This window comes from Aquamicrobium ahrensii (assembly GCF_040545755.1).
GTDB classification, from domain to species: domain Bacteria; phylum Pseudomonadota; class Alphaproteobacteria; order Rhizobiales; family Rhizobiaceae; genus Mesorhizobium; species Mesorhizobium ahrensii.
This window is the reverse complement of sequence record NZ_JBEPMN010000002.1, coordinates 193,718-209,621: the sequence shown is the minus strand read 5'-3', so window position 1 is coordinate 209,621 and position 15,904 is coordinate 193,718. Positions and strand designations below refer to the sequence as shown.

The 15,904-nt window shown below is 64.6% G+C and carries 14 protein-coding genes; 6 read left to right on the top strand and 8 right to left on the bottom strand.

Annotated features, from left to right (window positions below):
* The 5 genes from ABID44_RS03870 to bcoG are packed head-to-tail and all read right to left on the bottom strand — an operon-like array spanning position 1 to position 6,014.
* Positions 1–783 carry a carnitinyl-CoA dehydratase gene (locus tag ABID44_RS03870; RefSeq protein WP_354150362.1) on the bottom strand — a complete coding sequence of 261 codons (783 nt, stop codon included), beginning with the start codon at positions 781–783 and terminating at the stop codon, positions 1–3.
* On the bottom strand, positions 768–2,891 hold the full coding sequence (locus tag ABID44_RS03865; protein WP_354150361.1) for an acetate--CoA ligase family protein: 2,124 nt from the start codon (positions 2,889–2,891) through the stop codon (positions 768–770). The genes ABID44_RS03870 and ABID44_RS03865 overlap by 16 nt, the downstream gene beginning before the upstream one ends.
* 10 nt (positions 2,892–2,901) lie before the next feature.
* Positions 2,902–4,065: an acyl-CoA dehydrogenase family protein gene (locus ABID44_RS03860; protein ID WP_354150360.1), complete on the bottom strand. Its 1,164-nt coding sequence runs from the start codon at positions 4,063–4,065 to the stop codon at positions 2,902–2,904.
* Between the two features lie 4 nt (positions 4,066–4,069).
* Positions 4,070–5,086 carry a carnitine 3-dehydrogenase gene (locus ABID44_RS03855; protein WP_354150584.1) on the bottom strand — a complete coding sequence of 339 codons (1,017 nt, stop codon included), beginning with the start codon at positions 5,084–5,086 and terminating at the stop codon, positions 4,070–4,072.
* A 10-nt stretch (positions 5,087–5,096) separates the two neighbouring features.
* The gene (bcoG, locus tag ABID44_RS03850) at positions 5,097–6,014 is read right to left on the bottom strand and encodes a 3-dehydrocarnitine:acetyl-CoA trimethylamine transferase BcoG (RefSeq protein WP_354150359.1); all 918 of its coding nucleotides are present in this window, start codon (positions 6,012–6,014) and stop codon (positions 5,097–5,099) included.
* A gap of 75 nt (positions 6,015–6,089) precedes the next feature.
* Between bcoG and ABID44_RS03845 the strand changes: the two genes are divergently transcribed.
* Entirely contained in the window at positions 6,090–7,070 is a 981-nt protein-coding gene (locus ABID44_RS03845) for a GlxA family transcriptional regulator (protein ID WP_354150358.1), read from the top strand.
* Here ABID44_RS03845 and ABID44_RS03840 read toward each other — a convergent pair whose 3' ends face one another.
* The 3 genes from ABID44_RS03840 to xylB form a co-directional block, all read right to left on the bottom strand.
* The gene (locus ABID44_RS03840; protein WP_354150357.1) at positions 7,071–7,304 is read right to left on the bottom strand and encodes a hypothetical protein; all 234 of its coding nucleotides are present in this window, start codon (positions 7,302–7,304) and stop codon (positions 7,071–7,073) included.
* 174 nt (positions 7,305–7,478) lie between these two features.
* Entirely contained in the window at positions 7,479–8,804 is a 1,326-nt protein-coding gene (xylA, locus tag ABID44_RS03835) for a xylose isomerase (protein WP_354150356.1), read from the bottom strand.
* Positions 8,801–10,255, bottom strand: a complete 1,455-nt coding sequence (xylB, locus tag ABID44_RS03830) for a xylulokinase (RefSeq protein ID WP_354150355.1) — start codon at positions 10,253–10,255, stop codon at positions 8,801–8,803. The genes xylA and xylB overlap by 4 nt, the downstream gene beginning before the upstream one ends.
* Before the next feature lie 250 nt (positions 10,256–10,505).
* Between xylB and aztA the strand changes: the two genes are divergently transcribed.
* The 5 genes from aztA to zigA all read left to right on the top strand — a co-directional run bounded on the left by aztA (position 10,506) and on the right by zigA (position 15,869).
* The gene (gene aztA, locus ABID44_RS03825) at positions 10,506–11,324 is read left to right on the top strand and encodes a zinc ABC transporter ATP-binding protein AztA (protein ID WP_354150354.1); all 819 of its coding nucleotides are present in this window, start codon (positions 10,506–10,508) and stop codon (positions 11,322–11,324) included.
* Positions 11,324–12,199 carry a zinc ABC transporter permease AztB gene (aztB, locus tag ABID44_RS03820; protein WP_354150353.1) on the top strand — a complete coding sequence of 292 codons (876 nt, stop codon included), beginning with the start codon at positions 11,324–11,326 and terminating at the stop codon, positions 12,197–12,199. Before aztA ends, aztB begins: the two co-directional genes overlap by 1 nt.
* Before the next feature lie 16 nt (positions 12,200–12,215).
* Entirely contained in the window at positions 12,216–13,139 is a 924-nt protein-coding gene (aztC, locus tag ABID44_RS03815; protein ID WP_378226408.1) for a zinc ABC transporter substrate-binding protein AztC, read from the top strand.
* A 191-nt stretch (positions 13,140–13,330) separates the two neighbouring features.
* Positions 13,331–14,584 (top strand): zinc metallochaperone AztD, encoded by a 1,254-nt coding sequence (gene aztD / locus ABID44_RS03810; protein ID WP_354150352.1) that lies wholly within the window; start codon positions 13,331–13,333, stop codon positions 14,582–14,584.
* A 61-nt stretch (positions 14,585–14,645) separates the two neighbouring features.
* Entirely contained in the window at positions 14,646–15,869 is a 1,224-nt protein-coding gene (gene zigA / locus ABID44_RS03805) for a zinc metallochaperone GTPase ZigA (protein WP_354150351.1), read from the top strand.
* Positions 15,870–15,904: the final 35 nt, after the last annotated feature.

Sequence of the window (15,904 nt, the reverse complement as noted above, 5' to 3'; positions counted from 1 at the left end):
TTATCGGCCTGTCCAGACCGGATCGCGCCCCTCCGCAAAAGCGCGCGGGCCTTCTTCGTGGTCCTCCGAATCGTAGAGAATGTCGACGCTCGGCAATTGCCGGCGCGTCACCTTGTTCATGGCTTCCTGGAAGGGCAGCCCCTCGGCGACGCGCACCGTCTCCTTGATCGCCGCAAAGACCAGCGGCGGGCCGCTTTCCAGAAGCCGGGCGACTTCCCATACGCGATCTTCCAGCCGCTCGGCCGGCAACACCTCGTTGACGAGCCCCCAGCGCTGCGCCTCCGCTGAATCCATCCAGCGTCCGGTGAACAGCAGATCCATCGCGACATGATAGGGAATGCGCTTCGGCAGCTTGATCGTGGCCGCATCAGCCAGCGTGCCGGCGCGGATTTCCGGCAACGCGAAGGTGGAATGATCGGAGGCGTAAATGAGATCGCAGGAGAGCGCCAGTTCGAAGCCGCCACCCACCGCCATGCCGTTGACGCAGGCAATCACCGGCTTGTTGAGGTCGCGCAATTCCTGCAACCCGCCAAAGCCGCCCACGCCGTAGTCGCCATCCACCGCATCGCCACCGGCAGCCGCCTTCAAATCCCAGCCGGCTGAGAAGAATTTTTCCCCCGCCGTCCTGACGATGGCGACGCGCAGTTCGGGATCATCGCGGAACGCCCTGAAAGTCTCGCCCATCCTCCGCGAGGTGGCGAGGTCGATGGCGTTGGCCTTCGGGCGGTCGAGCGTGACTTCGAGAATGCCGCCCTCGCGGCGGGTTTTCACAACATCGGACATGGAATCTCCTCTTTGACCAGGGCCGCAGCCTTGCCTGCCGGGCACATCACCATCAGCGCATCGGCGATCCACGCGCCCTTGCCCTCTTCGCATACGATCAGCGGATTGATGTCCAGCTCTTCGATTTCGTCGATATGATCGAATACGAAACCGGCAACCGCATCTATCGCATCGACCGCCGCCGTAATATCCGCCCGGTTGCGTCCCCGAAAGCCATCGAGCAGCGGAAACAGCCGAAGATTACGCAGGGCGGTTTCGATCTGTGCCGGCGATGACGGCAAAAGCAGCGTCTCGCTGTCCTTGAGCAACTCCACCAGAACGCCGCCGCTGCCCAGCGTCATCACCAATCCGAATACAGGATCACGCGTGAAGCCCACGATCAGCTCCGCCACGCCGCCCTCCACCATGCGCTCGACATAGAGACCGGCGCCAAGCGGCAGCAGCGCTTGTGCCGCGTCATGCACCTCCGCGGCGGATTTCAGGTTGAGCCGCACCGCGCCCAGTTCGCTCTTGTGAGCGACGCCCAGGGCCTTGGCGGCCACGGGAAACCCCATCCGTCCGGCAGCGGCCACCGCCCCGGCCACGCTCACGGCGCGCTCGCCTCGTGGAACGGCAAGCCCGGCGGCGGCAAGGCCCGCCTTCGCCTCCGCCTCATCGAACACGATTGCCGGCCCGCCGCGAACGCCCGCCGGGCCACCCGCAGCCACCCGGTCCGGCAGCGGCCCCGCCCACGCCGCGCCGATGAACGCCGCCGCCTCGGCGGCATCCAGCGCCTCCGAAACGCCGTGAAGGGGCACGATTCCCTTCTCGATCAGGCGTTCGGCATGATTCTCGGGCAGATTTTCCGACATGGTGGCGACGATGGCCCCACGCGCGTCATTCGCCTTTAACGCTGCCTCGAAGGCGTCGGAGGCGGTCGCCCAGTCCGCGTCGGAACAGCGGTCGGCGCGCGGATAGTCGAGCACCAGCATGTTGAGGTCGAACCCGCCGGAGAGGAAGGCAGCGAATGCGGCCGTCATCGCCGGTCCATCGTTCCAGATGAAGGTGTGGTAGTCGAGCGGGTTGGTTGCGGCCACCAACGGTCCCAGAACGGCTTTGACGCCAGCCTGATGCGCGGCGGAAAGCGCGGGAAAGCCGACCGTACGGCCGACCGCCGCATCGGCGATCACCGAGGCTTCGCCGCCCGAACAGCTCATCGAGGACAGCCGCCGCCCCGGCAAGGGGCCATGGACGTGCACAAGCTTGAGCGCCTCGATAAGCGACGGAATGGAGCTGACACGCGCAACGCCAAGCCGCTTGAGGAACGCTTCCGAACCGGCGTCGGAACCGGCGAGCGACGCCGTATGCGAGACGGTGGCCGCGCGGGCCTGCTCGGAGCGGCCGACCTTCATCGCAACGATGGGCTTGGCGAGTTCGCGGGCGCGCGCCGCCAGCCTTTCGAACCCGGAAACGCTGTCGAACCCTTCGATATGCAGGCCAAGGCAGGAAACACGTTCATCCTCGATGAGGCCCAGCGCCATTTCCGACAGGCCGGTCTGCGCCTGGTTGCCCGCCGTCATCAGATAGGCGACCGGCAGGCCGCGCTGCTGCATCGACAGATTGATGGCGATGTTGGAGGACTGGGTGATGATGGCAGCGCCGCGTTCGCCGGGTTTCAGCCGCCGCCCGCCATGCTGGTCCGGCCACAGCAGCGCCCCGTCGGCATAGTTGATGAGGCCATAGCAGTTCGGGCCGATGACGGGCATGTCGCCCGCCGCCGCAATCAGTTCCCGTTGCAGGCGCGCGCCTTCGCCCTCATCCTCTCCGGCTTCCAGAAACCCGGAGGCGAAGCAGATGGCCCCGCCTGCCCCCATCGCCGCCAGTTCGCGGACGATGTCGATGGTGGCGAAGCGGTTGACGCCGATGAACGCCGCATCCGGCGCGCCCGGCAGCTCGGCAAGCGAAGCATAGGCCCGGACGCCCTCGATTTCGGGCCGTTTGGGGTGAACCGGCCAGACCGCGCCGGCAAAACCCATCTTCAGCGATTGCGTGACCACATTGGGCGCAAACGCCCCGCCACCGACGACCGCGATGGATTTTGGCCGCAACAGGCGTTCAAGGCGGTTCACGGACGCTCCCTCACCCACCCACCGCCCGCAGCAGGGCGCGGGAGATGATGTGGCGCTGGATTTCCGACGTTCCTTCCCAGATGCGCTCGACGCGGGCGTCGCGCCAGATGCGCTCCAGCGGCAGGTCGTCCATCAGTCCCATGCCGCCATGAATCTGGATCGCCTCGTCAGCGACGAAGGCCAGCATTTCGGTCGCCTTCAGCTTGGCCATGGCCATGTCCTGATCGGTGACGGAGCCCTGATCGTATTTCCAGCCGGCTTCAAGGATCATCAGCTCGGCGGCCTTCAGTTCCGTCGCCATGTCCGCCAGCTTGAACGACACCCCCTGAAACTTGCCGATCTGCTGACCGAACTGTTCGCGCTGCGCGGCGTATTCGATGGCATGGCCAAGCGCCCGTTCGGCGCGGCCCAGACAGGTTGCGCCCACCTGCAAGCGGGTCGCGCCCAGCCAGCTATTGGCGATCTCGAAGCCCTTGTGCACCTCGCCCAGCACCTGTTCCTTCGGCAGGCGGCAATTGTCGAACTCCAGAATGGAGTTGGTGTAGCCGCGATGCGAGACGTTGCGATAGCCATCGCGCACCGTGAAACCGGGCGTATCCTTGTCGACGAAGAAGGCGGTGATCTTCCTGCGCTTGCCGCGCGGTCCATCCTCCTCGCCGGACGCCATGAAGCAGATGGCGAAATCGGCGATATCGGCATGGCTGATGAAATGCTTGGCGCCGTTGAGCACCCAGTCGTCGCCATCCTGCACGGCGGTCGCCTTCATGCCGCGCAAATCCGAGCCCGCGCCCGGTTCGGTCATGGCGAGGCAATCGGATTTCTCGCCGCGAATGCAGGGGTGGAGATATTTCTCCCTCTGCTCGTCCGTGCCGGCCAGCAGAATGTTTGACGGGCGCGCCACACAGGTCCAGTGCAGGGCGTAATTGGCGCGGCCAAGCTCTTTTTCGTAAAGCAGCCACGTGACGGTATCGAGCCCCGCGCCACCCACCTCCTCCGGCATGTTGGCGGCGTAGAGGCCGGCGGCGATGGCCTTCTGCCTGATCCCGGCGATCACCTCGGGGCGCAGATGCCCGGTGCGCTCCACCTCCGCCTCATGGGGATAAAGCTCGTTTTCCACAAAAGCGCGTGTGGTTTCGACGATGGCGCGCTGTTCCTCGCTCAGGCCGAAATCCATCGCCTTACGCCTTTTGCCCGGACGCCAGTTTCGTCAGCCGGGCGGTGTAGTCGTTGAGCAGTTCGCCCGCGCCCCAGCCCTTGCCCTCATTCTGACGGCCGAGCGCCTGCATCATGGCGACGAGATTGTCATCGCGGATCTGCTCCAGTTCACGGATCGACCATTTGCCGGACTGCGCGTCGGACTGGCCGGCGATGAGGTCCACCAGTTCGTCGTTGAATTCGGGCACGTCCGTCAGCTTCGTCCACGGCCATTCCAGACAGGGGCCGAACTGGGCCATGAAATGGCGCATGCCCGCCTCGCCGCCGGCGATGCGATAGACCTGGAACATGCCCATCTGCGCCCAGCGCAGACCGAAGGAATAGCGCATTATGTCGTCGAGTTCCTCGACCGTGCAGATGCCGTCCTTGATCAGCCAAAGCGCCTCGCGCCACATGGCTTCCAGTAGCCGGTCGCCGACGAAGGCCTCGATCTCCTTGCGCACCACCACCGGCTTCATGCCGATGGAGGCGTAGATTTCCTTCGCCTTTTCGATCGTAGTCGCCGCGGTCGCCTCGCCGCCAACCACCTCGACCAGAGGCAGAAGATAGACCGGGTTGAACGGATGGCCGACCACCAGCCGCTCAGGGTGGCTTTTCATCGCCACCTGCATGTCGCTCGGCTTGATGCCTGAGGTCGAAGAGCCGATGACGGCGTCCGCCGGCGCGTGCGCGTCCATTTCGGCCAGCACCCTGTGCTTCAGGTCGAGCCGCTCCGGCACGCTCTCCTGAATGAAACCGGCATCAGCCACCGCCTCGGCGATGGTCTTTGCGAAAGTGAGCGTGCCTTCCCGTGGCAAGCCTTCGGGGCACATCTGCCGGTAGGCGCGGCGCGCGCCCTGCATCACCTCGTCCACCTTGCGGGCGGCGTCCGGATCGGGATCGAAAATCGAAACATCGATGCCGTTGAGCAGCAGGCGCGCGACCCAGCCAGCGCCGATCACCCCGCCGCCGACGGCGGCCGCCTTGCGAATGGTCATGATCGCACCTCCCTCAGATCGCCAGCGGCGCACGCTTGGTGAGATTGAGCTTCCTGCGCACCTCTTCCGGCCCGATGACGCGCGCACCCAGATTTTCCACGATGCTCACAGCGCGTTCCACAAGTTGTGCGTTGGTGGCGAGCTGCCCCTTGCCGAGCCACAGATTGTCCTCCAGGCCGACGCGGACATTGCCGCCGGCAAGCACCGCCGCCGCCGCATAGGCCATCTGGCTGCGGCCGAGCGCAAAGGCGGAGAAGGTCCACTCCTTCGGCACATTGTTGACCATGGCCATGAAGGTGTTGAGATCGTCCGGCGCGCCCCACGGCACGCCCATGCACAGTTGCACCAGCGCATCGGGCTTCAACACGCCTTCCTTCACCAGTTCCTTCGCGAACCACAGATGGCCGGTGTCGAAGGCCTCCACCTCCGGCTTGACGCCCATTTCGGTCATCATGGAGCCCATGGCGCGCAGCATGCCGGGCGTATTGGTCATCACATAGTCGGCCTCGGCGAAATTCATGGTGCCGCAATCGAGCGTGCAGATTTCCGGCAGGCACTGGCGCACATGCTCCACGCGTTCCGCAGCACCCGCCATATCGGTGCCCTGCTCCTTCAACGGCAACGGCGCTTCCGTGGAGCCGAACACCATGTCGCCGCCCATGCCGGCGGTGAGGTTCAGCACCACGTCGACATTGGCGTCGCGGATGCGCTCGGTCACCTCGCGATAAAGATGGATGTCGCGGCGCGGCTTGCCGGTCTCGGGGTCGCGAACATGGCAATGAACGATCGCCGCGCCCGCTTTCGCGGCCTCGATAGCTGACTCAGCAATCTGCTGCGGCGAGCGCGGCACATGCGGGCTGCGGTCCTGCGTGCCGCCCGATCCGGTGACGGCGCAGGTGATGAACACCTCGCGATTCATATCGAGCGGCATAGGCGTCCTCCTCCTGTTGACGTCCGCCATCATTGCACGCTTGCAGACTTCTGCTTTGCGTTTTACGAATACAAAATGGCAAAAAGCGAAAAGGCGACCATCTTCCGCGCCGAGCACACGCCGCTCAGGCTGACATTCCTGCTGTTTTCCGGCGCTTCGATCATGTGTGTCGCCTCCGCCATCGATCCGCTGCGTGCGGCCAACCGCATCGCCGGCGAGCGTCTGTTCGATTTCAGGCTGGTGTCGATGACCGGCGAGCCGGCCATGACCACAAGCGACCTGCCGATACCGGTGAGTGGGCGTTTCGACCCCCGCGCGCAGACCGATGTGGTCGCCGTGATCGGCGGATTCGGCATGCGCCATCAGGAAACCGCGGCCCTGCTGGCTGGCCTTCGGCAGGCCGCGCGTTCGGCCCGCGCCGTTGGCGGCATCGAGGCCGGCACATGGCTTGTCGCCCGCGCCGGGCTGCTGGAAGGACGGGCGGCAACCACCCACTGGGAGGACCTGGAGGATTTCGCCGCCACCTTTCCCGGCGCTGAAGTGCGGCCCGACCGCTATGTCATCGACGGACCGGTGTTCACCTCGGGCGGCGCGTCACCGACATTCGATCTGATGCTGCACCTAGTTCGCACACGGCTCGGCATGGCGATGGCGCTCGATGTGGCCAGCGTCTTCATCTACGACCAGAGCCGCGCGGCGACAGACGCCCAGCCGCTGGTGTCGCTCGGCCGTCTCGACGGCTACGATGCACGCCTTGCCCAGTCGGTCCGGCTGATGGAAGCGCATGTCGACCAGCCGCTGACCATCGCCCATGTGGCGCGGCGCGTCGGCCTCACGCCAAGAGCGCTGGAGAACATATTCCGCCGTTCCATCGGCGAGACGCCGGGAGCCTATTATCTGCGGCTGCGGCTCAATGCGGCGCGCCGGCTGGTGGCCGATACGCGCCTGCCAATGGCCGACATCGCCGCGCGCACCGGCTTCTCGTCAGCCGCGACCTTCTCCCGCGCCTTCACCAACGGGTTCGGCAAGTCGCCATCCACGCTCAGAAAAGTTTGATCAGGCCGCGTTACGGCCATGTTGCTCGCCTTGCTCCAGAACGGCGCGCATCTGCCTGGACAGATGCGTCTGAAGCCGGCTGGCGACAGCCCGGTCCCACTCGCCGCCAGTTGCGCTGGCGGCCGAGCGCGGCAGCGCCATCAGCCGATCGAAAAGGGAGTCCGTGCTCCCATTAGACAAAAGGGCGTCGATTTCGCGATCGCAGTGCATATCGGCTCGCCTCGTTTCAGCCATTTGCGAGGCTCGTCTACACGATGCGCGTGACGGCCGCATGAACGCGGCAAGGCGGCATTGTGGCGGCAGTTGCGAAACGTTTTTGCCCTGGCCGCAAGGTCGAAAAAAGATTCAACGGCCTGAAGCAGCGCGATCTTTCAGGTTGGTTCCTTGCGCTTCAGACTGCTTTTTGGTTCACACATAGCGGTTGACCACATTCTCCAGATATTCCTGCCGGCCGGAGCGTGGCCGGGGCTCGACGCCTTCCTTCACCACGCGCTCGGCCACCTGTTCCAGCGTGCGTTTGCCGGCAAGAATCGCATTGGCCTCCTCGCCGTTCCAGCCGCCATAACGCTCTTCCAGCGGCGTGATCAGCGCCTTGTCCTCAAACATGCGGGCGGCGGCCTTCAGTCCGCGCGCGCAGCAATCCATGGCGCCGATATGGGCGAGCAGCAAATCTGCCGGGTCCAGCGACTGGCGGCGCAATTTGGCGTCGAAATTGGTGCCGCCGGTGGTGAAGCCGCCGGCCAGCAGCACCTGATAATAGGCGAGCGCCATTTCCGGCACGTTGTTAGGGAACTGGTCGGTGTCCCAGCCGGACTGGTAATCGTTGCGGTTCATGTCGATGGAGCCGAAGATGCCGAGCGCATCGGCCAACGCCAGTTCATGCTCGAAGGAGTGGCCGGCGAGGATGGCGTGGCCCTGCTCGATATTGACCTTCACCTCCTTTTCCAGCCCGAAATCCTTCAGGAAGCCGTAGACGGTGGCGACGTCGTAATCATACTGGTGCTTGGTCGGCTCCTGCGGCTTCGGCTCGATCAGGATCGCGCCCTTGAAGCCGATGCGGTGCTTGTAATCGACAACCATCGACAGGAACCGACCGGCCTGCTCGCGCTCTCGCTTCATATCGGTGTTGAGCAGCGTCTCATAACCTTCACGCCCGCCCCACAGAACATAATTCTCGCCGCCGAGCCGTTTGGTCACGTCGATGCAAGATTTCACCGTCGCCGCCGCATAGGCGAACACGTCAGGGTCGGGATTGGTGGCGGCGCCGGCCATATAGCGGCGGTGCGAGAACAGATTGGCCGTGCCCCACAGAAGCTTCACGCCGGTCTCGGCCTGCTTTTTCTCGAACACGCCGGCGATCTCGTCGAGGCGGGTGGCGCTCTCGGCGAAATTCACACCTTCCGGACGCACATCGGCGTCGTGGAAGCAGTAATAGGGCACGCCGAGCAGCGAGAACATCTCGAAGGCCACATCGGCCTTGAGGCGGGCCTTGTCCATATCGTCGTCCTCGCCCCCTTTTGGGAACCATGGCCGCTCAAAGGTCTGGCCGCCGAAGGGGTCGCCGCCCGGCCAGGCAAAGGAGTGCCAGTAGGCGACGGCGAAGCGCAGATGATCCTCCAGCCGCTTGCCGAGCACGATCTCGCCGGGATCGTAGAAGCGGTAGGAGAGCGGATTGGCGCTTTCAGGGCCTTCGTAGCGGATGGGCGCGATGTCGCCGAAGAAACCGGTGCTCATGCTGGAACTCCCTTGATGGCTGGATAGAGGGCGCGATAGCGCCGGCAGGCGTCGGCATAGGCTTGCGCAAGCCCGGCTTCCGGCTCGATGGTGGCGCTTGTGGCGGGCGGGGTGCAGACGGCGCGCGGATCGGCCCCGGTCGCCGCGATGAGGCCCAGACGCGCCGCGCCGAAGGCTGCTCCGAAATCGCCGTCAGCGGGCACGTCCACCGGAATGCGAAGCGCCGTGGCGATCGCCTTCAGCCAATAGAGCGAGCGCGAGCCGCCGCCGATCGCAGTCACGCGCTCCAGCCGCGTGCCGGCGCTGGCCAGCGCATCGAGGCTATCGCGAAAAGCGAAGGCGACGCCTTCCAGAACCGCCTGCGTCAGCGCGGCGCGGCCGCTCTCATGGGCGAGGCCGACGAATACGCCCCTGACGGCCGCGTCGTTGTAAGGCGTGCGTTCACCGGACAGATAAGGCAGGAATGTCAGGCCGGATGGGACCCTGAGGTCGTCGCCGAGCTCGGCCGTAAGGTCGCCCGCCTTGCGTTCGGTGACGTCGGCCAGCCAGTTCAGCGAATCCGTGGCCGAAAGTATGACGCCCATCTGGTGCCATGTCTGCGGCAAGGCATGGCAGAAGGTGTGGACGGCGCTGTCCGGATTGGGCAGGTAAGCTTCATTGGCGGCGAACAGCACACCGGAGGTGCCGAGCGAAACGAAGGCATGGCCCGCACCCACCGCGCCCATGCCGCAGGCCGAGGCTGCATTGTCCCCTGCCCCGCCGGCAATCGGGACGCCCGCCTGCATGCCCCATTTCGAAGCCAGTTCCGCGCGCAGCGCGCCGGCCTGCTCCGTTCCCTCGACAAGGGCCGGCATGTGGCTCCGTTCCAGCCCGGTCGCGGCGAGCAACTCGTCCGACCAGCGCCGCCGGCCAACATCCAGCCATGAGGTTCCAGCGGAATCCGACATTTCCGAGATATGCTCACCGGACAACCACAGGCGCAGATAATCCTTCGGCAACAGGATTTTTGCGACGCGGGCGAAAATCTCCGGCTCGTTGGCCTTCACCCAGGCGAGCTTGGGTGCGGTGAAACCGGGAAAGACGATATTGCCGGTAATCTTGCGAAAGCGCGGATCGGCATCGAGGCCGGCCGCCTGCGCATGGCTGCGCACATCATTCCACAATATGCAGGGCCGCAGCACACGATCACCACGGTCAAGCAGGGTCGCGCCATGCATCTGGCCGGAAAGACCGATGCCGCGCACGGCGGCCAGCTCCTTCGGGTGCGATGTTTGCAGCGCGCCTATAGCGCTCTCGCACGCCTTCACCCAATCGGCGGGTTCCTGCTCCGACCAGCCCGGATGCGGGCGCGAAACATCAAGTTCGCCATGGCCGGAAGCGACCGGCCGCTGATCGCCATCGATCAACAACGCCTTGATTCCGGACGTGCCGAGGTCGAGCCCCAGATACATCGATTTTCCTCCCGAGCCGCTACAATGGCGGAGCATCCGAACACAAAATGACGCCGGCCATTGGGCGTTCCGATTTATTTCGAATATCGTAAAAATTACCTTCTCGCCAGCCAAATATGCTCCCGCGCCACGATCCGGGAGCCCCGCCGACATTTTTTTGCAATACCGGCGCTTTGCCATCTTGTCGTCACGGACAAGAATGTAATAACATCACATTCATAGAAACCGCATCCGGATCTCAAGCCAGCACATGGCCGACGCCTGCATCACATTCCGCGACCTGACGCTGGGCTACAACAGCCATCCGGCCGTGCATCATTTGTCCGGTGCGGTGCGCAGGGGCTCTCTCACTGCCGTGGTCGGCTCCAACGGCTCCGGCAAATCCACGCTGATGAAGGGCATAGTCGGCATGCTGAAGCCGATGGTCGGCTCGGTGACCGTCACGCCTGGAACGCGGGTCGCCTACCTGCCGCAGCAGTCCGAGCTCGACCGCACCTTTCCCGCCCGGGTGGTGGATCTCGTCTCGCTTGGCCTGTGGCCGAAGCGCGGCCTGCTCGCCCGTCATACGGCGCAGGATCGCGCCGCTGTTTCGGAAGCCTTGATGGCTGTGGGGCTGGAAGGCTTCGAACAGCGCCCCATCGACACGCTGTCCGGCGGCCAGCTCCAGCGCGCCCTGTTCGCGCGGGTGCTGGTGCAGGATGCGGAGCTCATTCTGCTCGACGAGCCGTTCAACGCCATCGACGCGCGCACCGTCACCGACCTGATCGCGCTGATCAAGCGCTGGCATGGCGAAAACCGCACCGTGATGGTCGTCGTGCACGATCTCGATCTCGTGCGCGCCCATTTCCCCGAAGCGCTGCTGCTGGCCCGCGGTCCGGTCGCCTGGGGCGAGGCCAGGGCGACGCTGGCGTCGGAGAACCTGTTGCGCGCCCGCCAGTTCCACGAGGCCTGGGTTGAAAACGCGCCATGGTGCGCCTCGCATGACGATCACGACCACGCGCATGATCACCATGGCCATGAGCATCAGGGGCATGAGGCCAGCCGCACAAAGCCTGCGAGGGTCGCCTGATGGACGCGCTTCACCAGTTTCTCGTCGCGCCATTCACCGAATTCGCCTTCATGCAGCGCGGGCTGCTGGGCGCGGTCCTGCTGTCATTCAGCGCCTGCCCGATCGGCGTGTTCCTGATGCTGCGGCGCATGAGCCTGACAGGCGACGCCATGGCGCACGCCATCCTGCCGGGCGCGGCCGCCGGTTTCCTGCTCTATGGCTTGCAGATCGTGCCGATGACCATTGGCGGGCTGCTGGCCGGCGCCATCGTGGCGCTCGGGGCCGGCGCGGTCTCGCGCCTGACGGTGCAGAAGGAGGACGCCTCCATGGCCGCCTTCTATCTGATCTCGCTGGCGCTCGGCGTCACCATGGTGTCGTTGCGCGGCTCCAGCGTCGACCTGATGCATGTGCTGTTCGGCACCGTTCTGGCTCTCAACAACGCCGCGCTCACGCTGATCGGAATCGTGGCCGCCGTCACGCTCACGGCGCTCGCCATTTTCTGGCGCGCGCTGGTGGCGGAATGCCTCGACCCGCTCTTCCTGCGCTCGGTGTCGCGGCTTGGCACGCCGGTGCATTTCATCTTTCTCGGGCTGGTCGTGCTCAATCTCGTCGCCGGTTTTCAGGCGCTGGGAACGCTGCTTTCGGTCGGATTGATGGTGCTGCCGGCCGCCGCCGCCCGCTTCTGGACCCAGCGCGTCGAAACCATGGCCGTGCTCGCCATAGTCTTCGGGCTCGTCTCATCCATCAGCGGCCTGCTGCTCTCCTATCACGCAGCGCTGCCTTCGGGGCCGGCCATCATCCTTTCCACCGGCATGCTCTATTTCGCATCGGTGCTGTTCGGCACGCGCGGCGTGCTTTCAACCCGCCGGCCGCGCCACGCCCACCGGATCGCCTGAAACGGGAAACCCACGAATGACACTCCTTCACAAGCTCGCCTCGGCTTTGATTGTTATAACATTCACCATGCCTGCGTCGGCGGCGGAAAAGCTCAACGTCGTCGCCAGCTTCTCCATCCTCGGCGATTTCGCCAGACAGGTCGGCGGCGACCGCATCGAACTGCGCACCATCGTGGGGCCGGACAGCGACGCCCATGTCTACGAGCCCAAGCCGGCCGACGCCATCGCGGTCGCCAAGGCCGATGTGGTGCTGGTGAACGGGCTGCTGTTCGAGGGCTTTCTCCAGCGCCTCATCGAAGCCAGCGGGGCCAGCGCCCCGATTGTCGAGGTGAGCAAAGGCGCGGAAATCCTTAATGACCCGGCCGGCGGACACTATCACTACAATGGCGGCAAGGCCGTTTTCCATGAAGCCCCGCTCGACCCGCATGCCTGGCAGTCGGTGGCCAATGCGCGGACCTATGTGAAGAACATCGAAGAGGCCTTCTGCAAGGCGGACGCCAAAGGGTGTCCCGCCTATCAGGCAAATGCGAAAGCCTATGATGGCGAACTCGATGCGCTGGACAAGGAAATCCGCAATACGGTCGCGTCCATCGCGCAAGATCGCCGCGTCTTCGTGGTGGCGCACAATGCCTTCCGCTATTTCGAGCACGACTACGGCGTCACCTTCCTCGCCCCGCAGGGCGTTTCGACGGACTCCGAAGCCTCGGCGGCTGATGTCGCCGGCGTCGTGCGCGAGATCGCCGGCAAGCGCGCCACCGCAGTGTTTGCGGAAAACATCTCCAATTCGCGGCTGGTGGAGCAGATCGCCTCGGAGGCCGGCCTGAAACTCGGCGGCTCGCTCTATTCGGATGCGCTGTCGAAGCCGGATGGCCCAGCCGCCACCTACATTGACATGATGCTCAGCAACCTCGCCGCGATCAGGGAGGCGACAGCCCTCTGACTACGAGTACGGTTGTCTCTCCACGGTCGCCGGCGCATTTATTGAGCAGCGGAATAATTAGACAAACCGCGCGCGCTTTTCTGCCCGATGCTCTGGCCGCCCCTTGTCTCACCAGCCTGCAAGGCCGCAGTTCACCCGGATCGCGTCCTTTTTCAACACGACTGTAATGTAATAACATTAAGGAGAGTAAGATGACAAAATTCTTCAACGCAGGCTCGGCGCTGGCGCTGGCGGCCTGCCTGTGGTCCGGCCCCGCGCTGGCCGACGAGGACGACGTGACCGCATGGCGGCTGTTCGTCTCCGACCATGCCGGGCCGGTGGTCAACGTCATCGACGCGCTTGACGGCGACAAGCTCGATACGTTCACGATCAAGGGCCCAGCCTCGCTCTATCGCACAGATAGCGGCCAGACGGTGTTTGCCGTGCAGGGCGAGGCCGGCGCGGTGTCGGTGATCTCCACCGGCATCGCTTTCCACGATCATGGCGACCACGGCGATATCGACGTGGACGAGCCGAAGCTGCTCGATGCCGGGTTCAATGGCTCGAAGCCGGCCCATTTCGTGGAACGGCAGGGCAATATCGCGCAATGGTTCGACGGCGAGGACAAGGTACGGCTCTTCACCGAAAAAGCTGCTCTTGAAGGCAAGCCTGAAATTCGCGAAATCAGTGTCGGCGCAGCCCATCACGGCGTCGCAGCGCCCTTCGACAAGCATGCGGTGGTTACGATACCCAACCCCGAGGACGCCTCGAAGCGCCCGATCGGCGCACGCCTGGTCGATCTCGATGGCAATCCGGTCGGCGAGGATGTCGCCTGCCCCGGCCTGCACGGTTCGGCCGGTTCGGGCAGCCTCTATGCGCTTGCCTGCGACACCGGCCTGCTTTTGATCTCGCAGGACGGCGACACGCCTGAAATCCGGCATCTGCCCTATTCGGACAAATTGCCGGAAGGCAGTTCCTCCACGCTGATCGGCGGCAAGGGCCTGCAATATTTCGTCGGCAATTACGGTCCCGACCGCATCGTGCTGGTCGATCCTTCAGAAAAGGACGCCTTCCGTCTGGTGCAGCTTCCGACGCGACGGGTGCATTTCGCTGTCGATCCGATCCGGTCGAAATTCGTCTACGTCATCACCGAGGACGGACAGCTTCATCAGGTTGACGTTCTGAAGGGCGAGATCGCGCATTCGCTCAAACTCACCGATCCCTATTCCATGGACGGCCACTGGAGCGATCCGCGTCCACGCATCGCCGTCGCCGCCGACAAGGTGTTCGTCACCGACCCGCTCAACGGCAAGATCCATGTCGTCGAGGCGCAGTCCCTTGAAAAAACCGGCGAGATCACAGCGGAAGGCAAGCCCTTCAACATCGTGGCCGTGGGCGGCGCGGGCAAGGCGCATGAGGGCGAAGACCACGAACACGCCCATGAGGAAGGCCACAAGCACGACTGATCGAAGACCCGGCATCCGTCATTCGACGGGTGCCGGCCCAACTCATCCTGCGGAAAGAGCCATGCCAGACACAGCCACGCAAAACCGCCGCCTGCCGGTGACGGTGCTCTCCGGCTTTCTCGGAGCCGGGAAGACCACGCTTCTCAACCACATCCTGAACAATCGCGAGGGCCGCCGCGTGGCGGTCATCGTCAACGATATGAGCGAGGTCAATATCGACGCCTCGCTGGTGCGCGACGGCGGTGCGAACCTGTCGCGCACCGACGAGCAGCTCGTGGAGATGACCAATGGCTGCATCTGCTGCACCCTGCGCGACGACCTGCTGCAAGAAGTCCGGCGGCTGTCGCAGGAGGGCCGCTTCGACTATCTGCTGATCGAAGGCACCGGCATAGCCGAGCCGCTACCCGTCGCCGCGACCTTCGATTTCCGCGACGAGAACGGCGAAAGCCTCTCCGATGTCGCCCGTCTTGACACCATGGTCACGGTGGTCGATGCCGCCAATCTGCTGCTGGACTACGGTTCGCAGGATTTCCTGCGTGATCGCGGCGAGATCGCCGGCGATGCGGACGACCGCGCTATCGTCGATCTGCTGGTCGAGCAGATCGAGTTCGCCGATGTCGTCATCCTCAACAAGGTATCCGACACCCCGGCCCACAATCTCGACATGGCGCGCAGGATCGTGCGCTCGCTGAACCCCGACGCCGAGCTTGTCGAAACCGATTTCGGCAAGGTGGAGCTCGACAAGGTGCTAGACACCGGCCACTTCGATTTCGAGAAGGCCGAGACCCATCCGCTCTGGTTCAAGGAGCTCAACGGCTTCGCCGACCATGTGCCGGAAACCGAGGAATACGGCATCCGCTCCTTCGTCTATCGCGAGCGCAGGCCGTTCGACCCGGTGAAGCTGAAGGCCTTCGTCAACCGCCCGTGGCCGGGCGTGGTGCGCGCCAAGGGCTTTTTCTGGCTGGCCACACGCCCGCATTATGTCGGCGAACTCAGCCAGGCCGGCGCGCTGGTGCGCACCGGGAAGCGCGGTCTGTGGTGGGCTTCGGTACCGAAACAGCGCTGGCCCGACCATCCCGAATGGCATGCGGCGATGCGGCCCTATCTCGACGAGGTCTGGGGCGACCGGCGGCAGGAAATCGTGTTCATCGGCTGCGACCCGATGGACGAGGCGCAGATCCGCGCGGAACTGGATGCCTGCCTCGTTCCGGAGCGGGATTTCCTGCCGGGGCGCTGGCGCAGCCTGCCTGACCCTTTCCCGAGCTGGGAGCCGCAAGCGGCCTGAGGCCGCATGGAATTGCAACCGTTCCGCGAAAAGCT

Bases quoted from the DNA above. Each gene is read 5' to 3' on its own strand.
- aztB (WP_354150353.1), top strand. From the start codon at position 11,324: ATGGACGCGCTTCACCAGTTTCTCGTCGCGCCATTCACCGAATTCGCC.
- xylB (WP_354150355.1), bottom strand. From the start codon at position 10,255: ATGTATCTGGGGCTCGACCTCGGCACGTCCGGAATCAAGGCGTTGTTG.
- aztC (WP_378226408.1), top strand. From the start codon at position 12,216: ATGACACTCCTTCACAAGCTCGCCTCGGCTTTGATTGTTATAACATTC.
- aztA (WP_354150354.1), top strand. From the start codon at position 10,506: ATGGCCGACGCCTGCATCACATTCCGCGACCTGACGCTGGGCTACAAC.
- ABID44_RS03845 (WP_354150358.1), top strand. From the start codon at position 6,090: ATGGCAAAAAGCGAAAAGGCGACCATCTTCCGCGCCGAGCACACGCCG.
- aztD (WP_354150352.1), top strand. From the start codon at position 13,331: ATGACAAAATTCTTCAACGCAGGCTCGGCGCTGGCGCTGGCGGCCTGC.
- ABID44_RS03870 (WP_354150362.1), bottom strand. From the start codon at position 783: ATGTCCGATGTTGTGAAAACCCGCCGCGAGGGCGGCATTCTCGAAGTC.
- zigA (WP_354150351.1), top strand. From the start codon at position 14,646: ATGCCAGACACAGCCACGCAAAACCGCCGCCTGCCGGTGACGGTGCTC.
- ABID44_RS03860 (WP_354150360.1), bottom strand. From the start codon at position 4,065: ATGGATTTCGGCCTGAGCGAGGAACAGCGCGCCATCGTCGAAACCACA.
- xylA (WP_354150356.1), bottom strand. From the start codon at position 8,804: ATGAGCACCGGTTTCTTCGGCGACATCGCGCCCATCCGCTACGAAGGC.
- bcoG (WP_354150359.1), bottom strand. From the start codon at position 6,014: ATGCCGCTCGATATGAATCGCGAGGTGTTCATCACCTGCGCCGTCACC.
- ABID44_RS03840 (WP_354150357.1), bottom strand. From the start codon at position 7,304: ATGGCTGAAACGAGGCGAGCCGATATGCACTGCGATCGCGAAATCGAC.